The 23256-nt window shown below is 38.3% G+C and carries 23 protein-coding genes; 17 read left to right on the top strand and 6 right to left on the bottom strand.

Annotation, left to right across the window (positions count from 1 at the left end; genetic code table 11):
* The first annotated feature begins 24 nt into the window (after positions 1-24).
* From ispG to DK866_RS00685, 7 genes are all read left to right on the top strand, one after another.
* Positions 25-1146, top strand: coding sequence for a flavodoxin-dependent (E)-4-hydroxy-3-methylbut-2-enyl-diphosphate synthase (ispG, locus tag DK866_RS00715; RefSeq protein ID WP_109407315.1), 1122 nt, complete (start codon positions 25-27; stop codon positions 1144-1146).
* A gap of 122 nt (positions 1147-1268) precedes the next feature.
* A complete protein-coding gene (gene hisS, locus DK866_RS00710; RefSeq protein WP_036912557.1) occupies positions 1269-2552 on the top strand; it encodes a histidine--tRNA ligase in 1284 nt (427 codons plus the stop codon).
* A 10-nt stretch (positions 2553-2562) separates the two neighbouring features.
* Positions 2563-3183 (top strand): YfgM family protein, encoded by a 621-nt coding sequence (locus DK866_RS00705; protein ID WP_109407314.1) that lies wholly within the window; start codon positions 2563-2565, stop codon positions 3181-3183.
* 14 nt (positions 3184-3197) lie between these two features.
* Positions 3198-4370, top strand: a complete 1173-nt coding sequence (bamB, locus tag DK866_RS00700) for an outer membrane protein assembly factor BamB (RefSeq protein WP_109407313.1) — start codon at positions 3198-3200, stop codon at positions 4368-4370.
* 119 nt (positions 4371-4489) lie between these two features.
* A complete protein-coding gene (gene der, locus DK866_RS00695; protein WP_109407312.1) occupies positions 4490-5980 on the top strand; it encodes a ribosome biogenesis GTPase Der in 1491 nt (496 codons plus the stop codon).
* A 203-nt stretch (positions 5981-6183) separates the two neighbouring features.
* On the top strand, positions 6184-6753 hold the full coding sequence (locus DK866_RS00690; protein ID WP_109407311.1) for a hypothetical protein: 570 nt from the start codon (positions 6184-6186) through the stop codon (positions 6751-6753).
* 168 nt (positions 6754-6921) lie between these two features.
* A complete protein-coding gene (locus DK866_RS00685) occupies positions 6922-7269 on the top strand; it encodes a hypothetical protein (RefSeq protein ID WP_244179629.1) in 348 nt (115 codons plus the stop codon).
* Positions 7270-7486: 217 nt separating this feature from the next.
* Here the strand turns inward: DK866_RS00685 and hemF are convergent, their stop codons facing one another.
* Positions 7487-8395: an oxygen-dependent coproporphyrinogen oxidase gene (hemF, locus tag DK866_RS00680; protein ID WP_109407310.1), complete on the bottom strand. Its 909-nt coding sequence runs from the start codon at positions 8393-8395 to the stop codon at positions 7487-7489.
* A gap of 133 nt (positions 8396-8528) precedes the next feature.
* On the opposite strand from hemF, the gene DK866_RS00675 reads away from it, so the two are divergent.
* From DK866_RS00675 to cysM, 8 genes are all read left to right on the top strand, one after another.
* Positions 8529-8966, top strand: coding sequence for a GNAT family acetyltransferase (locus DK866_RS00675; RefSeq protein WP_109407309.1), 438 nt, complete (start codon positions 8529-8531; stop codon positions 8964-8966).
* Between the two features lie 348 nt (positions 8967-9314).
* The gene (locus DK866_RS00670) at positions 9315-9932 is read left to right on the top strand and encodes an RpoE-regulated lipoprotein (protein WP_244179628.1); all 618 of its coding nucleotides are present in this window, start codon (positions 9315-9317) and stop codon (positions 9930-9932) included.
* A 120-nt stretch (positions 9933-10052) separates the two neighbouring features.
* A complete protein-coding gene (locus tag DK866_RS00665) occupies positions 10053-10949 on the top strand; it encodes a Dyp-type peroxidase (protein WP_109407308.1) in 897 nt (298 codons plus the stop codon).
* 235 nt (positions 10950-11184) lie between these two features.
* Positions 11185-12204: a thiosulfate ABC transporter substrate-binding protein CysP gene (cysP, locus tag DK866_RS00660; protein ID WP_109407307.1), complete on the top strand. Its 1020-nt coding sequence runs from the start codon at positions 11185-11187 to the stop codon at positions 12202-12204.
* Positions 12204-13037, top strand: coding sequence for a sulfate/thiosulfate ABC transporter permease CysT (cysT, locus tag DK866_RS00655; protein ID WP_072068681.1), 834 nt, complete (start codon positions 12204-12206; stop codon positions 13035-13037). The genes cysP and cysT overlap by 1 nt, the downstream gene beginning before the upstream one ends.
* Positions 13037-13879 carry a sulfate/thiosulfate ABC transporter permease CysW gene (gene cysW / locus DK866_RS00650; RefSeq protein ID WP_109407306.1) on the top strand — a complete coding sequence of 281 codons (843 nt, stop codon included), beginning with the start codon at positions 13037-13039 and terminating at the stop codon, positions 13877-13879. Before cysT ends, cysW begins: the two co-directional genes overlap by 1 nt.
* Before the next feature lie 32 nt (positions 13880-13911).
* Entirely contained in the window at positions 13912-15000 is a 1089-nt protein-coding gene (cysA, locus tag DK866_RS00645; RefSeq protein ID WP_109407305.1) for a sulfate/thiosulfate ABC transporter ATP-binding protein CysA, read from the top strand.
* 169 nt (positions 15001-15169) lie between these two features.
* Positions 15170-16054, top strand: a complete 885-nt coding sequence (gene cysM / locus DK866_RS00640; protein ID WP_109407304.1) for a cysteine synthase CysM — start codon at positions 15170-15172, stop codon at positions 16052-16054.
* Between the two features lie 322 nt (positions 16055-16376).
* Here cysM and crr read toward each other — a convergent pair whose 3' ends face one another.
* The 4 genes from crr to cysK all read right to left on the bottom strand — a co-directional run bounded on the left by crr (position 16377) and on the right by cysK (position 20345).
* Positions 16377-16886, bottom strand: coding sequence for a PTS glucose transporter subunit IIA (gene crr / locus DK866_RS00635; protein WP_036935451.1), 510 nt, complete (start codon positions 16884-16886; stop codon positions 16377-16379).
* A 49-nt stretch (positions 16887-16935) separates the two neighbouring features.
* The gene (ptsI, locus tag DK866_RS00630; RefSeq protein ID WP_109407303.1) at positions 16936-18663 is read right to left on the bottom strand and encodes a phosphoenolpyruvate-protein phosphotransferase PtsI; all 1728 of its coding nucleotides are present in this window, start codon (positions 18661-18663) and stop codon (positions 16936-16938) included.
* A gap of 138 nt (positions 18664-18801) precedes the next feature.
* Positions 18802-19059 (bottom strand): phosphocarrier protein Hpr, encoded by a 258-nt coding sequence (gene ptsH / locus DK866_RS00625; protein ID WP_006533407.1) that lies wholly within the window; start codon positions 19057-19059, stop codon positions 18802-18804.
* 332 nt (positions 19060-19391) lie between these two features.
* A complete protein-coding gene (cysK, locus tag DK866_RS00620; RefSeq protein WP_109407302.1) occupies positions 19392-20345 on the bottom strand; it encodes a cysteine synthase A in 954 nt (317 codons plus the stop codon).
* 236 nt (positions 20346-20581) lie between these two features.
* Here cysK and DK866_RS00615 point away from each other — a divergent pair, with 236 nt between their 5' ends.
* Positions 20582-21112 (top strand): hypothetical protein, encoded by a 531-nt coding sequence (locus DK866_RS00615; protein WP_109407301.1) that lies wholly within the window; start codon positions 20582-20584, stop codon positions 21110-21112.
* Positions 21113-21226: 114 nt separating this feature from the next.
* Here DK866_RS00615 and cysZ read toward each other — a convergent pair whose 3' ends face one another.
* Positions 21227-21997 carry a sulfate transporter CysZ gene (gene cysZ / locus DK866_RS00610; protein ID WP_109407300.1) on the bottom strand — a complete coding sequence of 257 codons (771 nt, stop codon included), beginning with the start codon at positions 21995-21997 and terminating at the stop codon, positions 21227-21229.
* A gap of 223 nt (positions 21998-22220) precedes the next feature.
* Between cysZ and zipA the strand changes: the two genes are divergently transcribed.
* Positions 22221-23255 (top strand): cell division protein ZipA, encoded by a 1035-nt coding sequence (gene zipA / locus DK866_RS00605; protein WP_109407299.1) that lies wholly within the window; start codon positions 22221-22223, stop codon positions 23253-23255.
* The last annotated feature ends 1 nt before the right edge of the window (position 23256 follow it).

The raw sequence follows: 23256 nt of genomic DNA, 5'->3' as shown, positions 1-23256 counted from the left end.
ATGGAAGCATGGGAGAATTAATCAATGCATAAAGAATCACCTATTATTCGTCGCAAATCGACTCGAATTAATGTAGGTAATGTTCCTGTTGGCGATGGCGCACCTATCGCTGTACAGTCGATGACGAATACACGAACAACAGACGTAGAAGCGACTGTTCGCCAGATAAAATCTCTGGAACGTGTTGGGGTGGATATTGTTCGTGTTTCTGTACCTACAATGGATGCTGCTGAAGCATTCAAATTAATTAAGCAACAGGTTAATGTGCCTTTAGTGGCTGATATTCATTTTGACTATCGTATTGCATTAAAAGTCGCTGAATATGGCGTTGATTGCTTGCGTATCAACCCAGGTAATATTGGTAGTGAAGAGCGTATTCGTCAAGTTGTTGACTGTGCTCGCCATTATAATATTCCTATTCGTATTGGTGTAAACGGAGGCTCACTTGAAAAAGACATTCAAGAGAAATACGGAGAGCCTACACCTGAAGCGTTAGTTGAATCAGCAATGCGTCATGTCGATATTCTCGATCGACTGAACTTTGAACAATTTAAAGTTAGTGTAAAAGCCTCTGATGTTTTCCTTGCCGTAGATTCTTATCGCTTATTAGCGAAAAAAATTGATCAACCTTTACATCTTGGGATCACTGAAGCCGGTGGAGCAAGAGCAGGATCAGTTAAATCAGCTATTGGTTTAGGGATCTTATTATCAGAAGGTATTGGCGACACATTAAGAATTTCATTAGCGGCTGATCCTGTTGAAGAGGTTAAAGTCGGTTTTGATATTCTAAAATCCTTACGTATTCGTTCTCGTGGTATTAACTTTATTGCGTGTCCGACATGTTCCCGTCAAGAATTTGATGTTATTGGAACAGTTAATGAATTAGAACAACGCCTAGAAGATATTATCACTCCAATGGATGTCTCTATTATCGGTTGTGTTGTTAATGGTCCTGGTGAAGCTGAGGTATCAACTTTAGGCGTTACTGGTGCTAAAACACGCAGTGGTTTTTATGAAGATGGTGTAAGACAAAAAGAACGTCTTGATAATGTTAATATGATTGATTTATTAGAAGCGAAGATCCGCGCTAAAGCGTCAATGCTTGATGACAGCATGCGTATAAATATAAATCAATTGGATAAATAACACTCAAAAAACTGGCTCATTAATCAATGAGCCAGTTTTACTATTGATTTCACGTTGAATACTGATTGATTTCGCTTCTATAATCAGCCTAACAATCAACTAATAACTATTAGAGAAGAAAAGTGGCACAAAAAATCCAAGCCATTCGTGGTATGAACGACTATCTACCTGCTGACACTCGTGTATGGCAGAAAATCGAAAATACGCTAAAACAAATTTTAGCGGGTTATGGTTTTAGTGAAATCAGAACACCTATCGTAGAGCATACCCCTCTATTTCAGCGAGCAATTGGTGAAGTCACTGATGTTGTTGAAAAAGAAATGTATACTTTTACCGATCGTGGTGAAGATGCGCAAAGCCTGACGTTACGCCCAGAAAATACTGCGGGCTGTGTACGTGCAGGTATCGAACATGGTTTGCTTTATAACCAAGAACAACGTTTATGGTATTTAGGGCCAATGTTCCGCTATGAGCGCCCTCAAAAAGGTCGTTATCGTCAATTCCACCAGTTAGGTGCAGAAGTCTTTGGTCTACAAGGCCCAGATATTGATGCGGAATTAATTATGTTAACTGCGCGCTGGTGGAAAGCGTTAGGTATTGCAGAACATGTAACATTAGAACTTAACTCGATTGGTTCATTAGAAGCGCGTGCTAAATACCGTGAAGCGTTAGTTGCTTTCTTAGAGCAGCATGTAGATAAGCTAGATGAAGACTGCAAACGTCGTATGTATTCTAACCCATTACGCGTTTTAGACTCAAAAAATCCAGAAATTCAGACTTTATTGAATGATGCGCCTGAACTTTTCGATTATCTTGATGACGAATCAAGAGCGCACTTTGATGGTCTTTGTGCATTACTAGATGCTGTGGGTATTACCTACCGCGTTAATCAGCGCTTAGTGCGAGGTTTAGATTATTATAACCGTACTGTTTTTGAGTGGGTTACCAGCGCATTAGGATCACAAGGCACAGTTTGTGCCGGTGGGCGTTACGATGGTCTAGTGAAGCAACTTGGCGGACATCCAACACCAGCGGTGGGTTTTGCAATGGGTATGGAGCGCATGATTTTATTAGTTCAAGCGGTTAACCCTGAATTTGTTGCAGACACTAATGTGGCTGATGTTTACCTTGCTTCTTTTGGTGAGAAGAGCCAAAGCGCAGCATTAATGCTTGCTGAAGAAATTCGTGACCAATTACCAACCTTACGTCTAATGACGAATCACGGTAACGGTAACTTTAAAAAGCAATTAGGACGTGCCGATAAACAAGGCGCTAAAATTGCATTGATTTTAGGCGAAGATGAAATTAATGCTGGCACCGTTGCAGTGAAAGATTTGCGTTCAGGAGAACAAACAATCGTTGCTCGTAATGAGCTAGCTCAGCAATTGACTCTGTTATTAGGTTAAGGAGAGACTTGTGGAAGTTTATAGCACCGAAAACGAACAAGTTGATGCAATTAAACAGTTTATAAAAAATTACGGTTTAACCATTGTTTTAGCCGCAGTTATTGGTTTTGGTGGTGTGTTTGGTTGGAAATATTGGCAATCACATCAAACAAATCGCCTGCAAGAAAGTGCAGGGGCTTTTGCAACAGTGAGTGAAGCACTCGCTAAACCGACTCCTGAAAATATTGCGTTAGCCGAAAAATTTGTTACAGATACAAATGATGTTTATGGCGCATTAGCGTCATTAGAACTTGCACAGATTGCTATTGATGCTAATGACTTAGTTAATGGTGAGCGTCATCTGACAACCGCTGTTGCAAAAGTAAAAAATGATGCATTTGCAGATATGCTTAATCTTCGTTTAGCTCGCGTACAATTAGCATTAGATAAAACTGATGCAGCTTTGATTTCGTTAGAGCAAGTGAAAGGCAAAGCATGGAATGGAATGAAAAATTATATCCGTGGTGATGTATTAGCGAAAAAAGGCGATAATGCAGGTGCAGCAACGGCTTATCGTAGCGCATTAACTGATGAAAATGCGGGTGCTATTCGCTCACTGGTTGAACTTAAACTCAATAATTTATCCAATTAAAGGGATCTTCAGACATGCAACTGCGTAAAACTCTCCTGGTTGGTCTACTAGCATCTGCTTTATTGGCAGGGTGTTCTAGTGAACAGGATAATGTGACAATGTCTCCATTACCTGAGGTGCAGAGCCAATTTACACCTAGAGCTGTTTGGGACAAATCTGTTGGAAATGGTATTGGTAAATACTATTCTCACTTGTCACCAACATGGGATGGCCCAGTTGTCTATGTCGCTGATCGCCATGGTTTAGTTAAAGCGTTAGATTTGGAAACAGGTAAAGAGCTTTGGTCACAAGATCTCTCTATTAAAACCGGTTTTCTTTCATCTAATGAATCCGCATTACTTTCTGGTGGGCTGACTGTTTCAGGTACTCGTGTTTTTGTGGGAACTGAAAAAGCCAAAGTCTATGCACTAAATACTGATAATGGTTCTATTGATTGGGAAACCGATGTTGCAGGGGAAGCCATTTCAAAACCTGTTGTTAGTGATGGATTAGTACTTATTCATACCAGCAATGGCTTATTGCAAGGATTGGATTTATTAACTGGCGAAATATCATGGACAGTTAATTTAGATACACCATCATTATCTCTTCGTGGTGAATCTGCGCCAGCTGTCGCTTATGGTGCTGCAATTATTGGTGCAGATAATGGCCGTGTCAGTGCAGTTATCCTTTCTCAAGGACAGCTAATTTGGCAACAAAATATTTCACAAATTAAAGGCTCAACAGAAATTAGCCGATTAAATGATGTGGATATGACACCTATTATTGATGAAAATACAGTATATGCTATGGCATATAACGGTAGCTTAGTTAGCCTTGATATGCGTTCTGGACAAATTCTTTGGAAACGCGATTTAGGTTCAGTCAATGATATGGTGCTATTAGGTGATAATCTTTACCTTGTTGACCAAAATGACCGAGTTTTATCTGTTCGTAAATCTGATGGTGTGACATTATGGACACAAGAAGATTTGTTGCATCGTAATTTAACCGCACCTGCTATTTTTGATGGTTATTTAGTGGTTGGTGATGCAGAAGGTTATCTCCATTGGATTGATACTTCGACAGGTAAATTTATTGCACAAAACGAAGTGAATAGCTCTGGTTTATTAAGTCGCCCTCAAGCGGTAAATGATAAACTGATGATCCAAGCTCGTGACGGTAAGCTTTATCTTTATAATCGGTAATTAATTACTGACAAATCTATTTATTTTACGGCTCCTTTAAAGGAGCCGTTTCGTCTTTTTAGTAATTACATGTAAAATACAATCAGAATTATGATTGTATTTTTATGAGGCATCAAAAAATGATACCCGTTATTGCCTTAGTAGGGCGCCCTAACGTGGGTAAATCCACGTTATTTAATCGACTAACACGCACCAGAGACGCATTAGTTGCCGATTTCCCAGGCCTCACTCGTGACCGTAAATACGGTCGTGCAGAGTTAGAGGGCGAAGAGTTTATTATTATTGATACTGGTGGTATTGATGGTGCTGAAGAGGGTGTTGAAACCCATATGGCATCACAATCATTACAGGCAATCCAAGAAGCCGACGTTGTACTCTTTTTAGTGGATGCACGTGCCGGTTTAATGCCAGCAGACCAAGGCATTGCCAAACATCTTCGTGGTGTTGAGAAAAAAACATATCTAGTTGCGAATAAAACAGACGGTATTGATACTGATACAGCATTAGCTGATTTCTATTCTTTAGGTTTAGGTGAGATTTTCCCAATTGCGGCTTCTCATGGCCGTGGTGTGGCTCAATTAATTGAACAAGCATTATTACCGATTACAGGAAAAGTGGTTGAAGAAGAAAAAGAGCTGACTGAAGAAGAAGAGAATGCAGCATATTGGGCTGCATTAGAAGCTGAGCAAGAAGCACAAGCATTAGAAGAGGAAGAAGATGACTTCGATCCTTCTACATTACCTGTAAAATTGGCGATTGTTGGTCGCCCTAATGTAGGTAAATCGACGCTGACAAATCGTATGCTTGGTGAAGATCGTGTTGTTGTTTACGATATGCCTGGTACAACCCGCGACAGTATCTACATTCCTATGGAACGAGATGATAAAGAATATATCATCATCGATACAGCAGGCGTTCGTAAGCGCGGCAAAGTGAAAGAAACTGTAGAAAAATTCTCTGTTATCAAAACGCTGCAAGCGATTGAAGATTCTAATGTTGCATTGTTAGTTATTGATGCGCGTGAAGGTATCTCAGACCAAGATCTTTCATTACTAGGTTATATCTTGAATGCGGGTCGTTCATTAGTGATTGCTGTTAATAAATGGGATGGCATGACACAAGACGATCGTGAACAAGTAAAAGCCATGCTTGATCTTAAACTGGGCTTTGTTGACTTTGCGCGAGTTCACTTTATTTCTGCATTACATGGTAGTGGTGTAGGTAATCTTTTTGAATCTATTCAAGAAGCTTATGTCTGTGCAACGCGTCGCGTAGGTACATCAATGCTCACTCGTATCATGAAGATGGCTGAAGATGATCACCAGCCACCAATTGTTCGTGGACGCCGTGTAAAAATGAAATATGCACACGCTGGTGGTTATAATCCACCTGTTGTAGTTATTCATGGTAATCAGGTAACTGATTTACCAGATAGCTATAAGCGTTATTTGATGAACTATTTCCGTCGTACTCTGCAAGTTATGGGGACGCCAATCCGTATTCAATTTAAAGAGGGTGAAAACCCTTATGCGGATAAGAAAAATAAATTAACACAATCTCAGTTGCGTAAACGTAAGCGTTTAATGTCACATTTGAAGAAATCAAAATAAGTTAATTTAGTACCAAAATAAAAACTGAGTTCAATTTATAATGAACTCAGTTTTTTTTATCTCTAAGCATTATTTTTGGCTGCTTTCTTTCTATTATTGACGTGCTAACATCGCTAAGATAATTTAGTCTCTATTATTTATAAAAATATTTATCACTGCCAGCTATAAAACTGGTGTTCCTTTCTTATTTTTGAGAAATATCTATGCTTAGAGCTATTCTTCTTTTTATTCTTTTGGGATATCAACATGTTGCTTTTAGTAGCAATGGTTCGGATGATTTTTCTATTGGACTCGTTTCCAATAAAGAAGATGGACTTTTTTTATACACCGATAAAGCGATACTTACAGGGCAATCTGTTTATACTTGCTTTAATGATCTCACAGATAAAAACAACGATCGTTGCTTATCATTAAAAGGTGAAGATTTTACCATTTCAGACAAACACAATGTGGTTTATGATCCTGTTGACGATAAAATCACTTATACATTTATTTATAATAAAAAAACGATGCAACTTGCACATTTTATGGATGAGTTATCAGTATCTGTTATTTACCCTAATAACCCTAAGCAAGAAAATGCAGTTAAAATCACAGGTGTTTTAAAGCAAGTTGAAATTACCTTTAATGAAAACAAAGTGAATATAACGAATTGCTATAGCTCTGAGGGAATACATATTTATAATAAAGATAATCTGAAAAAATATCACTTATATTATTATTTAGGCTTTGATGTTATTTCAGATTGCCCTGATGAGTTATTTGAAGAATAAAAATAGCATCATTTAAACAAGGTGTTACTCCTCATTTAATATTGATTTCATTAATTTTTTTAATTTAATCATCATATAATGATATGGTTTTCATAAAAACTTAATTTAATTTTTCAAATAATAATTTAAAATGTAATTGATTCCTATTCGTCTTAATGAGCTATTATTTTGAAAAAAACAATTATCATTGCATCAATTTTTATGCTTTCTGCTTGTGCAACACCTGAAAAATGGGAAGCAAACACCAGCACTCCATCTCCTTTAGATATCGCTAAAAATATGTGTATGCAAGAAGCCAATACACGATATCCTGCGAGATATGTGGCTTCAAGTCAGCCTTCTTTTGCTCCAATGAAAATAAATGGTAAAGATATTCCAACTTCAGGGGCCGGGACATCTTTTTCTTCAGATGCGAATGAATGGCAGCGTAGGGATTATTTTAATACCTGTATGAGAGGAGAAGGCTGGGAAAATAAAAATAAAGTTACAGGATTACTGGCCTTTTTGTTTAATTGACTTTTAGTTAAACAAAACAAGTTAAAAATGAATTAAACACCCTGAATTTATAATAAATTCAGGGTTGTTTTTTTCAGCATTAAGTAATGTGATATCAATAGTAAGCATACTACCTATCGCATCAATATAACGTTTAAGTATTTATAGTTTAAGGTCATTATCAGCACGTTATATTTTTGCGGTAGCGTGTGGCTGTACCTTTAATGATTTATTTTCTTTATACCCACTCTTTTTGGATCAAAAAGTCACTGTATAGCTTTGCTTCTGGAGTATCTGGCTCAGGCGAATAATCATATTCAAAACGGACCAAAGGTGGCATAGACATTAAAATAGACTCTGTTCTTCCACCACTTTGCAAGCCAAATAAAGTTCCTCTATCCCACACTAAATTAAACTCAACATAGCGACCACGGCGATAGAGTTGGAATTGGCGCTCACGCTCTCCCCAAGGCATTGATTTGCGTTTTTCAACTATAGGTAAGTAAGCATCAATATAACCAAGGCCGACACATTGAACAAACTCGAAACAATGGTCAAAATCTGGTGTATTTAAATCATCAAAGAAAAGCCCACCGACACCACGGGGTTCGTTGCGGTGTTTAATATAAAAGTAATCATCACACCATTTTTTATAACGTGGATAATAATCTTCACTAAAAGGGGTACAAACAGATTTAGCAACCTTATGCCAATGAATAACGTCTTCTTCAAATCCATAATAAGGTGTTAAATCAAAACCACCGCCAAACCACCAAATGGGATCTTCACCTTCTTTTTCAGCAATAAAAAAACGCACATTAGCATGAGAGGTAGGAATATAAGGATTAAGAGGGTGAATAACTAATGAAACACCCATTGCTTGGAAACGGCGTCCGGCTAATTCAGGACGATGTGCTGTTGCCGATTTAGGGAGTGACTCACCATAGACATGTGAAAAATTAACACCTGCTTGTTCGAAAAGTGCGCCATTGGTTAAAACGCGAGTACGGCCACCACCACCTTCTTTTCTTTCCCAATTATCTTGCTGAAAAGTAGCTTTTTGGTCTATGTTTTCAAGAGAGTGACAAATCGTATCTTGTAGTGATAAGAAAAATTCTTTAACGCGATGAATATCAGGTAAATTCATAATAACCTACAATTTTTATCATATTTATTAAAAATAGAACTCCATATTGTCTATGTTCTCATTTTCAAGTTGATTCATAAACCAAACAAGCGATAATAAATTCAGATTTGTATGAACAATAACAGGCAAAACCATGGAAATACGTGTATTTCGCCAAGATGATTTTGAGGCAATTATTACACTTTGGGAACGTTGCGATTTAATTTCGCCAGAGAACGATCCCGAAATTGATATTGAAAGAAAAATAAACCATTCACCTGATTTATTTCTGATTGCAGAAGTGGCTGGTGAACTAGTGGGGAGTGTAATGGGAGGCTACGATGGTCATCGTGGATCTTTATACTATTTAGGGGTTCACCCAGACTTTCGTGGCAGAGGCATTGCGAATGCATTGATCTCTCGATTAGAAAAAAAACTGATCGCGAAAGGATGCCCACAAATTACATTAGTTGTACCAGAAGAAAATGATGCAACGATTTTTATGTTTGAAAAGTTGTTGTATGAAGATCAAAACCAAGAAAGTACAACTTATACTAAACGATTAATTATCGATCAGGATTTTGATCTCTAACATGACATAAGCCCTCAATATTTTGAGGGTTATTCTTACTTTTGTGTTTGTCTTTTCTGTTTCTCTTTTCTGTTTCTCTATTTTTATCTCCCACACTTTATTCCCTTATTTTATACGTAAAATCTGATATTGCTTTTTCTGTGGAACAAACCGTGATGTAAAGGGTCGTAACTAGGCTTTCTTTTTCATGAGATTATTCGACGTTAAATTAGGTAATACTTTGTTATGCTAATTTATTGTGGGTGTTTTAGTCTGATGATTGAGGTGCAGTAAAGAGTAAGATAAGGTGTGCCTAATGACATCAATATCTATTTTAATGAGTGATGAAAAAGTTTAACGGAGAAATAAATGATGCCTAAATTTTGGTTACCCTTGTGTTTAAGCACAAGCGTTTTGCTATTAAGTGGCTGTTCATCCATGGGAGGAATGTCTTTTTCTGCACTAAATCCGATGAATTGGTTCTCAAATGATACGCTAACCGTTTCTGCTAATGGATTAGGTAATATTACAAACTCAACAAAAATTACAGAAAATGATATTAAGAATGAGTTAGGAAGTCGCTTTCATTATCGTGAAGGTATGGAAATGCAAGGCAATGATATTATCGTCGTTGTTCAGGGCCTAGATGATAATAAAATTCAAGTGGCTTTCTACGGCAAAGAAAAAGGCACAGTAGAGAAAATAGAAGTCTTTGATGCCAAGGCAACGACAGATTGGGGCACAACTATTGGTACACCATTTAAAGATATCTATAAAAAAGCCTTTGGTGCATGTAGCAAAGGCCCTAAAGATGAAAAACAAAGAACAATTTTATGCCAGTCAGAACAAGCAAAATCAGTGAGTTATGTCTTTAGTGGACAATGGGATGGCCCTGATGGATTGATGCCACCGGATGAAGTTTTATCAAATTGGACGCTAACGCAAATTATTTGGCAGAACAAAACGCCTACACGCTATTCCCTATAATATATGGACGATTTTATAATCAGACTGTCTGATATTTGTTAAAAGGCAAATCTTCGGAAAAAAATATTCGATATAATTAACATTATTCCGAGCGTTTTGATTATTGATTAGGGAAGCAATATGTCTCATGCACAAAGTGGCATTTTAGTCGCACATAGTAAATTTGGTCTTTTTATCGAAGCAATGGTCGTGGGTGAATTAGAATTTCTGCGTCAAGGATGTCAGAAATTTATGCAATCATTATCTGATTTACAAAAGCAATTTCCTGATGCGTCATTAGGCGCAGTTGTTGCATTTGGCTCTGATCTTTGGAAAAAATTATCAGATGAAAACAGTGCTCCTGAGCTAAAACCTTTTCGCCCATTAGGTAAAGGTTTAGCACCAGCGACACAACGTGATCTGCTTATTCACATTCAATCTATGCGTCATGATGTGAACTTTTCATTGGCACAAGCGGCAATTGCAGCTTTTGGTGATGTGATTAAAGTTGAAGAAGAAATTCATGGTTTCCGTTGGATAGAAGAGCGTGATTTAAGTGGTTTTATTGATGGTACTGAAAACCCCCAAGATGATGAACGCTACGGTGTTGCATTGATTAATGATGGTGTAGATGCTGGTGGTAGTTATGTTTTAGTTCAGCGTTATGAGCATAACCTAAAAAAATGGGCTCGTTTTAGTGAATCAGATCAAGAAAAAATGATCGGTCGAACTAAAAAAGACAGTGTTGAACTTGATGAATCAGAACGTAATGTCACATCTCATGTTTCTCGTGTTGTGATTGAAGAAAATGGCGAAGAGTTAGCAATTTTACGTCACAGCCTCCCTTACGGTACTGCAAGTGGTAAACATGGTTTATATTTCTTAGCTTATTGTGGTCGTTTATATAATATTGAACAGCAATTACTAAGTATGTTTGGTGAATTAGATGGTAAACACGATGACTTATTACGTATGAGTAAGCCTGTTACAGGAAGTTATTACTTTGCTCCATCTTATGAAGTCTTAAAAGCACTATAAATTGCCAAGCATTAAATAATTTTTTATTGATGAAATGCCTGCTTTAATCGCAGGCATTTTTGTCTGAATTTTTTTCACATTAATTCCAATTGATGTAAATTTAATTAATTAGCTTGCGTTTTACTCAATTTTAATAGCTTTCAGTTATATCAAATAACAAAAGCTAACTACACTGTTATAAATAAAGCCGATAAAGTAACCATTAGAATAAAACTTACAATGATGGGTACTTTTGATGAAGAAAAACACAATCAGAACCTTTGCATTACAAGCAACTACAGCATTGTCTTTGGTTGTCAGTAGTTATGCAGGAGCTGCTCAATTACTTAATAGCTCTTATGACATTGCGCGAGAGTTATTCACACAGCTAAATAGTGATTTTAAAACTCAGTGGGATGCACAGCATCCTGATGACAAAGTGACTATCAAACAATCTCATGCGGGTTCTTCTAAGCAAGCACTTGCGATATTGCAAGGGCTACCTGCGGATGTAGTGACATATAACCAAGTGACCGATGTGCAAATTCTGCATGATAAAGGCAAGCTTATTCCTGCGGATTGGCAACAACGTCTTCCTAATAATAGCTCACCTTATTATTCCACTATGGCGTATTTAGTGCGCAAAGGTAATCCTAAAAATATTACGACATGGGAGGATTTAACCCGTGAAGATGTCAAAGTGGTTTTCCCTAATCCAAAAACATCAGGTAATGGGCGCTATACCTATTTAGCTGCTTGGGGGGCTTTTGAAAAAGCCTATGGTAATGATGCGAAAACCCAAGAAGCAATGAAAAAGTTCCTTAAAAATGTTGAAGTGTTTGATACAGGAGGGCGTGGCGCTACAACCTCTTTTATTGAGCGTGGTCTTGGGGATGTGCTGATCAGTTTTGAATCCGAAGTTAATAATATTCGCCAGCAATATGGTGAAGATGAATATCAAGTTATTGTGCCACCCGTAGATATTCTAGCTGAGTTTCCAGTCGCTTGGATTGATAAAAATGTGCAACGTAATGACACAGAAACATTGGCAAAAGCTTACCTCAATTATTTATACAGTCCTAAAGCACAAGAGATCATCACGCAATTTAACTATCGTGTGAATGATAAAGCTGTTATGGCTCAAAAAGCAGCACAATTTCCAGCAACATCTTTATTTACCGTTGAAGAGATATTTGGTGACTGGAATAACGTGATGAAAACGCATTTCACAACTGATGGCATGCTTGACAAGTTATTAGCGCAAGGACGTCAATAATGTTTACCACAACCAGTAAACGAGTATTACCGGGATTTGGATTAAGCTTAGGCGGAACACTGTTTTATACCTGCTTGATCTTATTATTACCAATGAGTGCGCTGGTTGTGCAACTTTCTGATATGAGCTGGGCGCAATATTGGGCCGTCATAACGCATCCTCAAATTGTTGCCGCGTATAAAGTCACACTACTTGCAGCTGCGGTTGCCAGTATTTTTAATGCTATTTTTGGCATGTTGCTTGCGTGGATCATTACACGTTACCGTTTTCCAGGTAGACAACTACTTGATGGTTTAATGGACTTGCCTTTTGCTTTACCTACTGCTGTAGCAGGATTAACGCTTGCTACTCTGTTTTCAACGCAAGGTTGGTATGGCTTTGTGTTAGACAAATTTGATATCAAAGTAATTAACACATGGATTGGGATAGCTGTTGCGATGGCTTTTACCAGTTTACCTTTTGTTGTAAGAACGGTTCAGCCAGTGCTTGAAGAGTTAGGCCCAGAGTATGAAGAGGCCGCTGAAACACTAGGAGCGAGCCGTTGGCAAACATTTCGTAAAGTTGTATTACCTGAATTATCACCCGCACTAATTGCTGGAACCGCGCTCTCTTTTACGCGCAGTTTGGGGGAGTTTGGTGCCGTTATTTTTATTGCCGGTAATATTGCATGGCAAACAGAAGTGGTTTCCTTGATGATTTTTATTCGATTACAAGAGTTTGATTATCCTGCAGCTAGTGCTGTGGCTTCTGTGATTTTACTTGTTTCTTTAGTCTTACTGTTTTCAATTAATGGATTGCAAAGCCGATTTGGACAACGGTTGAGGGGGCATTGATGTCAGATATTATACAGCAACGCTCTATTTATCGTCGCCAAATTGATTGGGTAAAATGGGGATTAATCCTTACAGGCATTGTGTTATCCATTTTATTTTTAGTTGTGCCTATTGCGTGGATCTTTATGACTGCGTTTTCAAAAGGTATTGAAATATTTACTGAAAACTTATTAGACAGCGATATGTTACATGCTGTCTGGTTAACGGTATTAATCGCGTTAATCACCGTACCTGTCAATATGTTGTTTGGTGTCAGTATGGCATGGCTGGTTACTCGCTTCCGCTTCCCAGGACGTCAACTATTAATGACACTAATTGATATTCCTTTTGCGGTATCGCCTGTTGTCGCTGGACTGCTCTACTTACTTTTTTACGGTAGTAATGGATGGGCAGGGCAATGGTTATCTCAGTTTGATATTCAGCTTATGTTCTCATGGCCGGGAATGGTATTAGTTACGGTGTTTGTCACTTGCCCTTTTGTGGTTAGAGAACTGGTGCCGGTGATGATGAGTCAAGGTAGCCAAGAAGATGAAGCCGCTGTGTTATTAGGAGCGAGTGGATGGAAAATGTTTTGGCGTGTGACATTACCGAATATTCGCTGGGCATTGTTATATGGTGTGGTATTAACCAATGCCAGAGCCATTGGTGAGTTCGGGGCTGTTTCAGTGGTATCTGGTGCTATTCGTGGTGAAACCTATTCACTGCCGTTACAAGTTGAATTGCTGCATCAAGATTACAATACCGTTGGTGCTTTTACGGCCGCCGCATTACTCGCCATGATGGCGATATTCACCTTAATGTTTAAAAGTGCATTGCAATGGCATTTAGCGCGTCAGCAATGACATCATTATTGACACAAAAGTAGAGGCAAAATATGAGTATTGAAATTAATAACGTCACAAAATATTTTGATCGCACCGAAGTGTTGCATGATGTCAGTCTTGATGTCGCTTCAGGTGAAATGGTGGCATTGTTAGGGCCTTCAGGATCAGGAAAAACAACACTTTTACGTATTATTGCGGGATTAGAACATCAAACCCAAGGGAAAATCTGTTTTGAAGGACAAGATGTTAGTCGATTACATGCTCGTTCACGTAAAGTCGGTTTTGTTTTTCAGCATTATGCGCTGTTTCGCCATATGACCGTATTTGAGAATATTGCATTTGGCTTAACCGTATTACCACGTCGAGAAAGACCAAGCAAAGATGCTATTCATAAAAAAGTGACCCAACTATTGGAGATGATCCAATTGCCTCACTTAGCTCAACGTTATCCTGCACAATTATCGGGTGGGCAAAAACAGCGGGTGGCTTTAGCAAGGGCTTTGGCTGTTGAACCTCAAATTTTACTACTCGATGAGCCTTTTGGCGCTCTAGACGCAAAAGTAAGAACAGAATTACGCCGTTGGTTACGTGAGTTGCATGAAGAACTTAAATTTACTAGCGTTTTTGTGACTCATGATCAACAAGAAGCAATGGAAGTGGCTGATCGCATTGTGATAATGGGGAATGGAAAAATAGAACAAGTAGGTACACCACAAGAAGTGTGGCAATCACCTTCAAGCCGTTTTGTACTCGAATTTCTAGGTGATGTTAATCATCTACAAGGTGAGATTAATGGCGCACAATTACATATTGGGGGCTATCACTTGCCATTATCGGTGACACCGCTTTATCAAGGTGAAGTAGATGTATTTTTACGTCCTTGGGAAATAGCATTAAGTACACATGAAAATAGTGTCTGTCGATTACCGGTTAAAGTCATTGAGGTTTCACCTAAAGGACATTATTGGCAATTGATTTTACAACCCATTGGATGGAGTAAAACGCCAATTACGGCAGTATGGAATGAGATGTCTTTAACGCCAGCAAAAGGAAACACCTATTATATGGGAGGTGCCCAAGCCCGTTTATATTCGGGTGATACTCCCTTAAAAACCGTGTCGTTGGCGTATACCGCGTAATTATATTTCTCATTGTACTTTCTAATTATCACCCATGCCTATTTTTAAGCATGGGTGTTTTGGTTTTGACAATAGCCTAAAGTTATCTAAATACGTTAATGCTATTGCGTTAATAAGTTAAATGTGATTTCTTCATTAATACAGACAAATAAATGAGCAGGGACTTATTGTGGCAGGGTTAGAACAATTTATTGGTAATACACCATTAGTAAAACTACAACGACTTACGCAAGAAGTAGACGCTGAAATCTGGGTTAAACTTGAAGGTAATAACCCAGCAGGTTCAGTGAAAGACAGAGCCGCATTATCTATGATTGAACAAGCAGAATTACGTGGTGAAATAAAGCCAGGTGATACGCTTATTGAGGCAACTAGTGGTAATACTGGGATTGCCTTAGCCATGATTGCAGCGGTAAAAGGTTACCGTTTAAAGCTGTTAATGCCTGAGAATATGAGTAAAGAACGTCAAGCATCAATGCAAGCTTATGGCGCAGAATTGATTTTAGTGAGTCGTGAAGTCGGTATGGAAGGTGCACGAGATCTCGCACAACAAATGGAACAGCAGGGAGAGGGAAAAGTATTAGATCAATTTAATAACCCAGATAATCCGAGAGCCCATTTTTTGTCAACAGGCCCCGAAATTTGGCAACAGACGCAAGGTCGTATTACACATTTTGTTTCGAGTATGGGAACAACGGGGACGATCACCGGTGTGGGTAGTTACTTAAAAACACAATCTGATAGTGTGCAAATTATTGGACTTCAGCCAGAAGAAAAAAGCCAAATTCCAGGTATTCGTCGCTGGTCGCCCGCTTATTTGCCGGGAATTTTTAAAAAAGAGCTGGTGGATAGTGTGATTGATATGTCTCAAACCGAAGCAGAATCAACGATGCGCCTTTTAGCAAGTCAAGAGGGTATCTTCTGTGGTGTGAGTTCTGGAGGCGCTGTTGCTGGTGCTCTGCGCGTTGCAAAAGAAAATCCAGGGGCAGTAATTGTGGCCATTGTGTGTGATAGAGGGGATCGTTATTTATCAACAGGCGTTTACTCGTCATAATTCAAGTTGTAGCGTTGTTGACTGCGCTCATTCGCACTAGTCACATACTTATGTATGCTCCTAGCGACTTATTCCCTTGTCGCCTAGCTACATCTTGAATTATTTAGAGTATTTACTCATTATACTTCAAGTTGTAGCGTTGTTGACTGCGTTCATTCATGCTAGTCACATACTTATGTATGCTCCCCTTGCTGCCTAACAGCATCTTGAATTATTTAGAGTAATAATATTGTCGAATGAGTTAGAGTAATTTTTGGTTTTTGAATAAATAAAAAAACCGCCACATATGGGTGGCGGTTTAAATAGAGAATATTACAGAAGATTATTTTTTAATCTGAATAATAACGGTTTCACCAACAGTAACTGGGCCTGTCATTTTGGTTAAACCTTGAATTTCATCCATATTAGAAATGACAACTGGCGTTAGAACTGATTTTGCTTTTTCTTCTAATACAGCCAAGTCAAATTCTAAAATAGTATCACCAACTTTTACTTGCTGACCTTCTTCAGCGATACGTTTAAACCCTTCACCTTTCAGTTCAACAGTGTCGATACCGAAGTGGACAAATAACTCGATACCGTTGTCAGACTCAATAGAGAAAGCATGGTTAGTCTCGAAAATTTTACCGATAGTACCATCGACTGGTGCAACAATTTTATTACCAGCAGGTTTGATAGCAATACCGTCACCTACGATTTTTTCAGCGAAAACAACATCAGGAACATCTTCGATATTGACGATTTCACCTGAAAGTGGTGCAACAATATCAATCGTGCCACTGCCTTTCTTTTCCTCTGAAACCAGTGATTTTAATTTATCAAACAGACCCATGAATCTTCTCCTAATTATTGTAGTTGGGACCGGGCTCTGGCTAATGCGATTAGCACAGTGTCTTTTCTTTAGTAAAAGTTTCTACTAAGTCCATCAATTCTTTTGCAGTTGGCTGAGCAAGTGCTTGCTCTGCTAGTGCTCTTGCATCATCGTAATTCGCATTGCGGATCACTTTTTTGATGCGAGGAATTGAAATAGCACTCATACTAAACTCATCTAATCCCATGCCTAGAAGGAGCAGTGTTGCTCGTTCATCTCCAGCAAGTTCACCACACATTCCAGTCCATTTACCTTCAGCATGTGATGCATCAATCACCTGTTTTATCAGGTTGAGTACTGCAGGTGACATTGGATTATATAGATGAGATATCAGCTCATTTCCACGGTCTACAGCCAGAGTATATTGTGTTAGATCGTTAGTCCCAATACTGAAAAAGTCAACTTCTTTTGCCATATGGCGAGCCATTACTGCAGCTGCTGGTGTTTCTACCATCACACCGACTTCAATAGACTCATCAAAAGCTTTATTTTCTTCACGAAGTTGGCTTTTCAATATTTCAAGTTCTGCTTTCAATGCGCGGATCTCTTCAACAGAGATAATCATTGGAAACATAATACGCAGTTTACCAAAAGCAGATGCTCTTAAGATAGCACGTAATTGTGAATGAAGGATCTCTTTACGGTCAAGACAAATACGAATTGCACGCCAACCTAAGAATGGGTTCTCTTCTTTGGGTAGATTCATGTAAGGTAAGTCTTTGTCACCGCCAATATCCATAGTACGAATAATGACCGCAGGACTTCCAACCGCTTCTGCTACCGCTTTATAGGCTTGGAATTGCTCATCTTCTGTTGGTAAAGAGTCTCTATCCATAAATAAAAATTCAGTACGATACAGACCAACACCTTCAGCACCGTTACGTTCAGCACCAGCAACATCACGAACTGTACCAATATTAGCGCAAACTTCGACTTGGTGCCCATCAAGTGTAATGGCAGGTAAATCTTTGAGTTTTGCTAATTCTTCTTTTTCGTGTAGATACTCTTCTTTGATGGCTTTTAATGCTTCGAGTTCTTCGTCAGATGGATTAATAATGATTTTGTTATTAATCGCATCAAGAACCAGATAATCGTCTTTTTTAATGGTTTGTGTCGCATTAGATGTGCCCACAATAGCAGGGATTTCTAATGAACGAGCCATAATAGAAGTGTGAGATGTTCTGCCCCCTAAGTCAGTAATAAAGCCTAATACGTTATCTAGGCTTAATTGAGCTGTTTCAGAAGGGGTGAGGTCAGTTGCCACTAGAATAACTTTTTCTGAAATAGCACTTAAATCGATAATTGGCATTTCTAAAATATTACGCATCAAGCGTTTACCAATATCACGAACGTCAGCAGCACGCTCTTTTAAGTACTCGTCATCTAATGCTTCTAATGCGGTGGCTTGATCTTCAATAACAGATTGAACAGCAGCTTCGGCAGTTTTTTTGTCGCTTTTGATAAGAGTAACAATTTCTTGTTCCAACTCTTCATCTTCTAACAACATGATATGGCCTTCAAAGATTTCGGCTTTATCTGCACCGAGATTCTTTTCAGCACGCTCTTTAATGATTTCTAGTTGTTGTGCAGATTTATTACGGCCATCTTTAAAGCGCTCGATTTGATTCTCAATTTCATCACTTTGGATCTTACGTTGGCTAATGATGATTGGTTCTTCTTTGAGGAGAAGGGTTTGACCAAATGCGATACCGGGTGATGCTAAAATTCCTGAAATCATAATTTATCCTACGACTTGCTGGTGATAATCTTAAAAGAATAGGATTGCAAAATACTGTTGTTTTAAAATCATCATTAGAGGTTAACTCCCCTGAATGGTTTCAGGGGAATAAATACTGTGCTAATGCTTAATCGCGAATTATTCTAATTCCGCCATTAATTTTACCAGTGCTTCAACGGCTTGCTTTTCGTCTTCGCCTTCAGCAGAGATAGTCACTACAGTACCTTGGGTCAAACCTAAGGTTTGTAATTTGAAAAGGCTCTTAGCACTAGCGGATTTACCACTAGAGATAAGGGTGATATCAGAAGAGAACGTTTTGGCTTCTTTTACAAATTGTGCCGCAGGACGAGTATGTAAGCCGTTTGGTGCTGTAATAGTAACTTCTTGCTGGTACATAGGATTTTTTTCCTTTTATAACTCAATTGTTCACATTAAGTCAGGACTTAGTAAGTGTAGATGAAATTGTCCTGCTTTGCGTAGCTATATCAGATAATATTAAGTCGTAAAGCGTCATCTGATAAAAATAGTGTTCAGGAAAATAAAAGAGGGTGATTTTATCATCTCGGTTATTTTCTGATTAATTTCGACCTTCGAAATAATTAATTGATTAAATACTAAACTCGAAGGAATAAATCACCTGTCTGGATGACAAAGTTTGATCTCTACCACAAAAAAAGCACCTTTAAGGTGCTTTTTTAATAAATATTTTACAATTGAGATGATGCGATTTAGCTATCAGAAATGTCAGCAAAAAGTGGGGTGCTTAAATAACGCTCACCTGAAGAAGGTAAAATTACCACAATTTCTTTGTTTGCAAATTCGGGTTCTTTTGACAGTTTTACGGCTGCTGCAATCGCTGCTCCAGAAGAAATACCCGCTAAAATACCTTCTTTGGTCATTAATTCTCGCGCAGTATCAAAAGCTTCTTCGTTGGTGATCTGAATAACGCGATCCAGTAACGATAAATCTAGGTTTTCAGGGATAAAACCAGCACCAATACCTTGGATTTTATGAGGACCTGGTTTAATCTCTTCACCAGCTAAGGCTTGTGTAATAACAGGGGAACCAGTTGGTTCAACCGCAACCATTGTTACTGCTTTACCTTGAGTTTTTTTCAAGTAACGACCAATACCCGTAATAGTACCACCTGTGCCGACACCTGCAATTACAGCACCGACTTCACCATCAGTGTCGTTCCAAATTTCAGGGCCTGTGGTTTTTTCATGAATTTCAGGGTTAGCTGGATTACTAAATTGTTGTAGTAGGAGATAACGGCTAGGATCGCTATCACGAATTTCATTGGCTTTATCAATAGCCCCTTTCATGCCTTTCGCGCCATCAGTTAGCACTAAGTTGGCGCCTAATGCTTTGAGTAGTTTTCGGCGTTCAACGCTCATGGTGTCAGGCATGGTTAGCGTCAATTTGTATCCGCGTGCAGCTGCAACATAGGCAAGTGCAATCCCTGTATTACCACTTGTCGGCTCTACAAGTTCAACACCTTCTTTTAGGATACCTTTCTTTTCAGCATCCCAAATCATGTTGGCACCGATACGGCATTTCACACTAAAGCTTGGGTTACGAGATTCCACTTTAGCTAGAATGTTTCCATTTCCGAAATGCTTTAAGCGAATTAAGGGAGTGTGTCCAATAGTTTGCGAGTTGTCTTCGAAAATCTTGCTCATTTTTATCCTCGGTACATGATTTTTTATAAGGTCAGATGAAATTACCATACGCCATCAAGACAAAGATGGAAATAAGCTTTATGAATAACCTTATAACTTTTTCTTCTTTTTATTCCAAAAGGTTCTAATCAAGAGTGAGTGAGAAGATTCACAAATTAATAAATCAAGAGATGTGCAGTATATTGATGGCTGATAATCTATTTTTAACTACGTTTATTGCAAATACAGGGGTCATAATGGAAACCATTGAAGAGTTGATTAGCGCACTTGAACTCGCTGTACCTGAATTAGACGCGCAAGCTTTGCGTGAAAATTTACCTGAGTCTGATGCTCAAGAAGATGTACTTAATTGGCTATACGAATCACTCTCTGCTCAAGGATTAATGGATTATGTGGAATGGACAGAATATTTTGGTGATATTCCTGATTTGAAATCCTTAGAACAAATTTCTTTGTCTGAATCACCTAGCGCATTGATTTTATCTCAAGTTGAAAATATTGATTGGGATGAGGTGAGTGTTGATCCTTATATGTTGCCTTATGAATTACCTTATCTGGAATATATTAACCACTTTTTGACAGAAAAAGGGTTACGGTTAGTGGATCTCACACCGTTTGAAAATGCGTATATTTTCTGTATTCGAGACGATGAAGAGCTGATTGAAAAATTAGATGGTGCTTTAAATATCTTTGAAATGGGCATCAATGAACGTGAGCCGATGGATAGAGAAGAAACGAAAGATTATATTCGTTCACTCATTGAGTAATATGTTCAATTGCTAAATAAACACAATTAGTATTTTAAATATAACCTATAAAATAAAACCCCGTTTTAATAAAACGGGGTTTTTCAACATGATCGATAAGAGATGAGATAATGTTTACCACTGCCCTTGTTGTGTATGTTGTTTGCGATAACGATCGCACCACATTGCTGTTGCACCACAAATAGCCACAGGCATGATGACTAAATTTAGAATAGGGATCATGGTAAAAATATTAATAATCATACCAAATTGAAGATTATTCCATTTGTCCTGTTTGAGTGAGGATTTCATCGTTGCAAATGAAATTTTATGGTTATCAAATGGGAAGTCATTATATTGAATTGCCATCATCCAAGCACCAAAAGCAAACCATAAAATAGGAGCAACAGTTTGTCCGACAACAGGGATAAAATAAAGTAATAACAAGACAATAGCACGAGGTAAATAATAAGCTATTTTGGTTAATTCACGTTTTAGAATACGTGGAATATCTTTTAATATACCCGTAACTCCCGTATCTGGTGGTGCAATACCGGTTATTTGACCTTCTAATTTTTCAGCCAACAGACCATTAAAAGGAGAGGCAATAATATTAGCTAAGGTGCTAAAGAAATAAGTGAACACCAATAAAATAAAAATAACGGATAATGGCCAAATTAAATAGCTTAGCCATTGTAACCAATCAGGGACTTTTTCCATCATCCAATTGACCATATCGCCAATTTGACCATATAACCACCAAAAGGCACTTCCGAGAATAATAATATTGGCAAGTAACGGCAAGATAACAAAACGTTTTAGCCCTTTGCGTGTAATTAAACGCCAACCAAGAGCAAAATAATGAAATCCATTTAAATTTTTATTCGTTTCTGTCAAATTTGTCATACTTCCTATTCTCTCCAATGAGGGCAAGCTAGTATCATATAGGGAGATAATCAGCCTTACTAGTCATGAATTGTCTAAAAAATGCGCATAAGAGATTGAAGTGTGTATCTTTGTGACAAGAAAATTAAGTATTGGCTTGCACTTATGAGCATTGGCAAATACTCTTAGTAAAAAGTAATATTCGCCAACGTGGCTATTAAACCTCAAGACAACAGAGATAGAAATGATGCAGCAAAATTTGCGTCTGATATTAATCGTTGTTGGTGCGATTTTAATCATAGCTTTGTTATTACACGGCTTATGGATTGGTCGAAAAGAGCGTTCTAAGCTTTTCCGTAATCGCCCAGTAAAACGTCAGAAACAGAATTATCAGTCAGATGAGAACGATGACGAACCACAATATGCTGAGACTAGTCATCAGACATCAACTTTATCCTCTACTGAAAAGCGGGAGAGTGAGCCACCGATAAAATCGGAGTCTCTACATGAACCTGAATTTTCGGTGGCAGATAGAGATCCATTAATGTCTGAGAACCAAGCAAAAGGGCATTCTAATGAAACATCACTACAACAAGAGCCAAGCCTTGGAGTATTTGATGTTATTGAAAAAGAATCTGCACCTGTTGTTAGGGATGAGCCAAGACAAGCTCCAGTGGTCAATGTAGCGGGTGAAATAAAATCACACGTTAATACAAGCTCATCGGTGAGCTCAGAGCCTTCGATTTTAGAGACAACGGCTCATGTGACTCCTGCTGAAACTGAATCTTCGCATCATGCTCCGGCTGAAGAGCCAAAAACGGGTTCTGCGCCAGTTGTAGAACCTGTAGAAGAAGCAGAGAAAGAGCTGGTTATTGTCTTAAACGTAAGTGCGCACCATGGTCAAATGTTGGATGGTGAAATATTGATGCAAAGTATTATTCAAGCTGGATTCCAGTTTGGAGAAATGAATATTTTCCATCGTCATCTAAATCCAACGGCTAATGGTCCTGTTTTGTTTAGCTTAGCCAACATGGTGAAGCCGGGAACCTTTGATATAGATACCATGGCTGAATTAACCACACCAGGTGTCTCTATGTTTATGATGGTGCCATCTTATGGTGATGCTAACCAAAACTTTAAATTGATGTTGCTTGCAGCTCAACGTATTGCATCTGATGTGGGAGGAGTTGTACTTGATGATGAGCGCAAACTCTTAACACCACAAAAAATCGAGCTTTATAAATCTAGAATTCGCAGGACGCTGGATTTAAATCAATAGT

The organism is Proteus genomosp. 4 str. ATCC 51469 (assembly GCF_003144375.1).
Lineage (GTDB): Bacteria > Pseudomonadota > Gammaproteobacteria > Enterobacterales > Enterobacteriaceae > Proteus.
The sequence above is the reverse complement of the archived record's forward strand: the minus strand, read 5'-3'. Positions and strand labels throughout refer to the sequence as shown.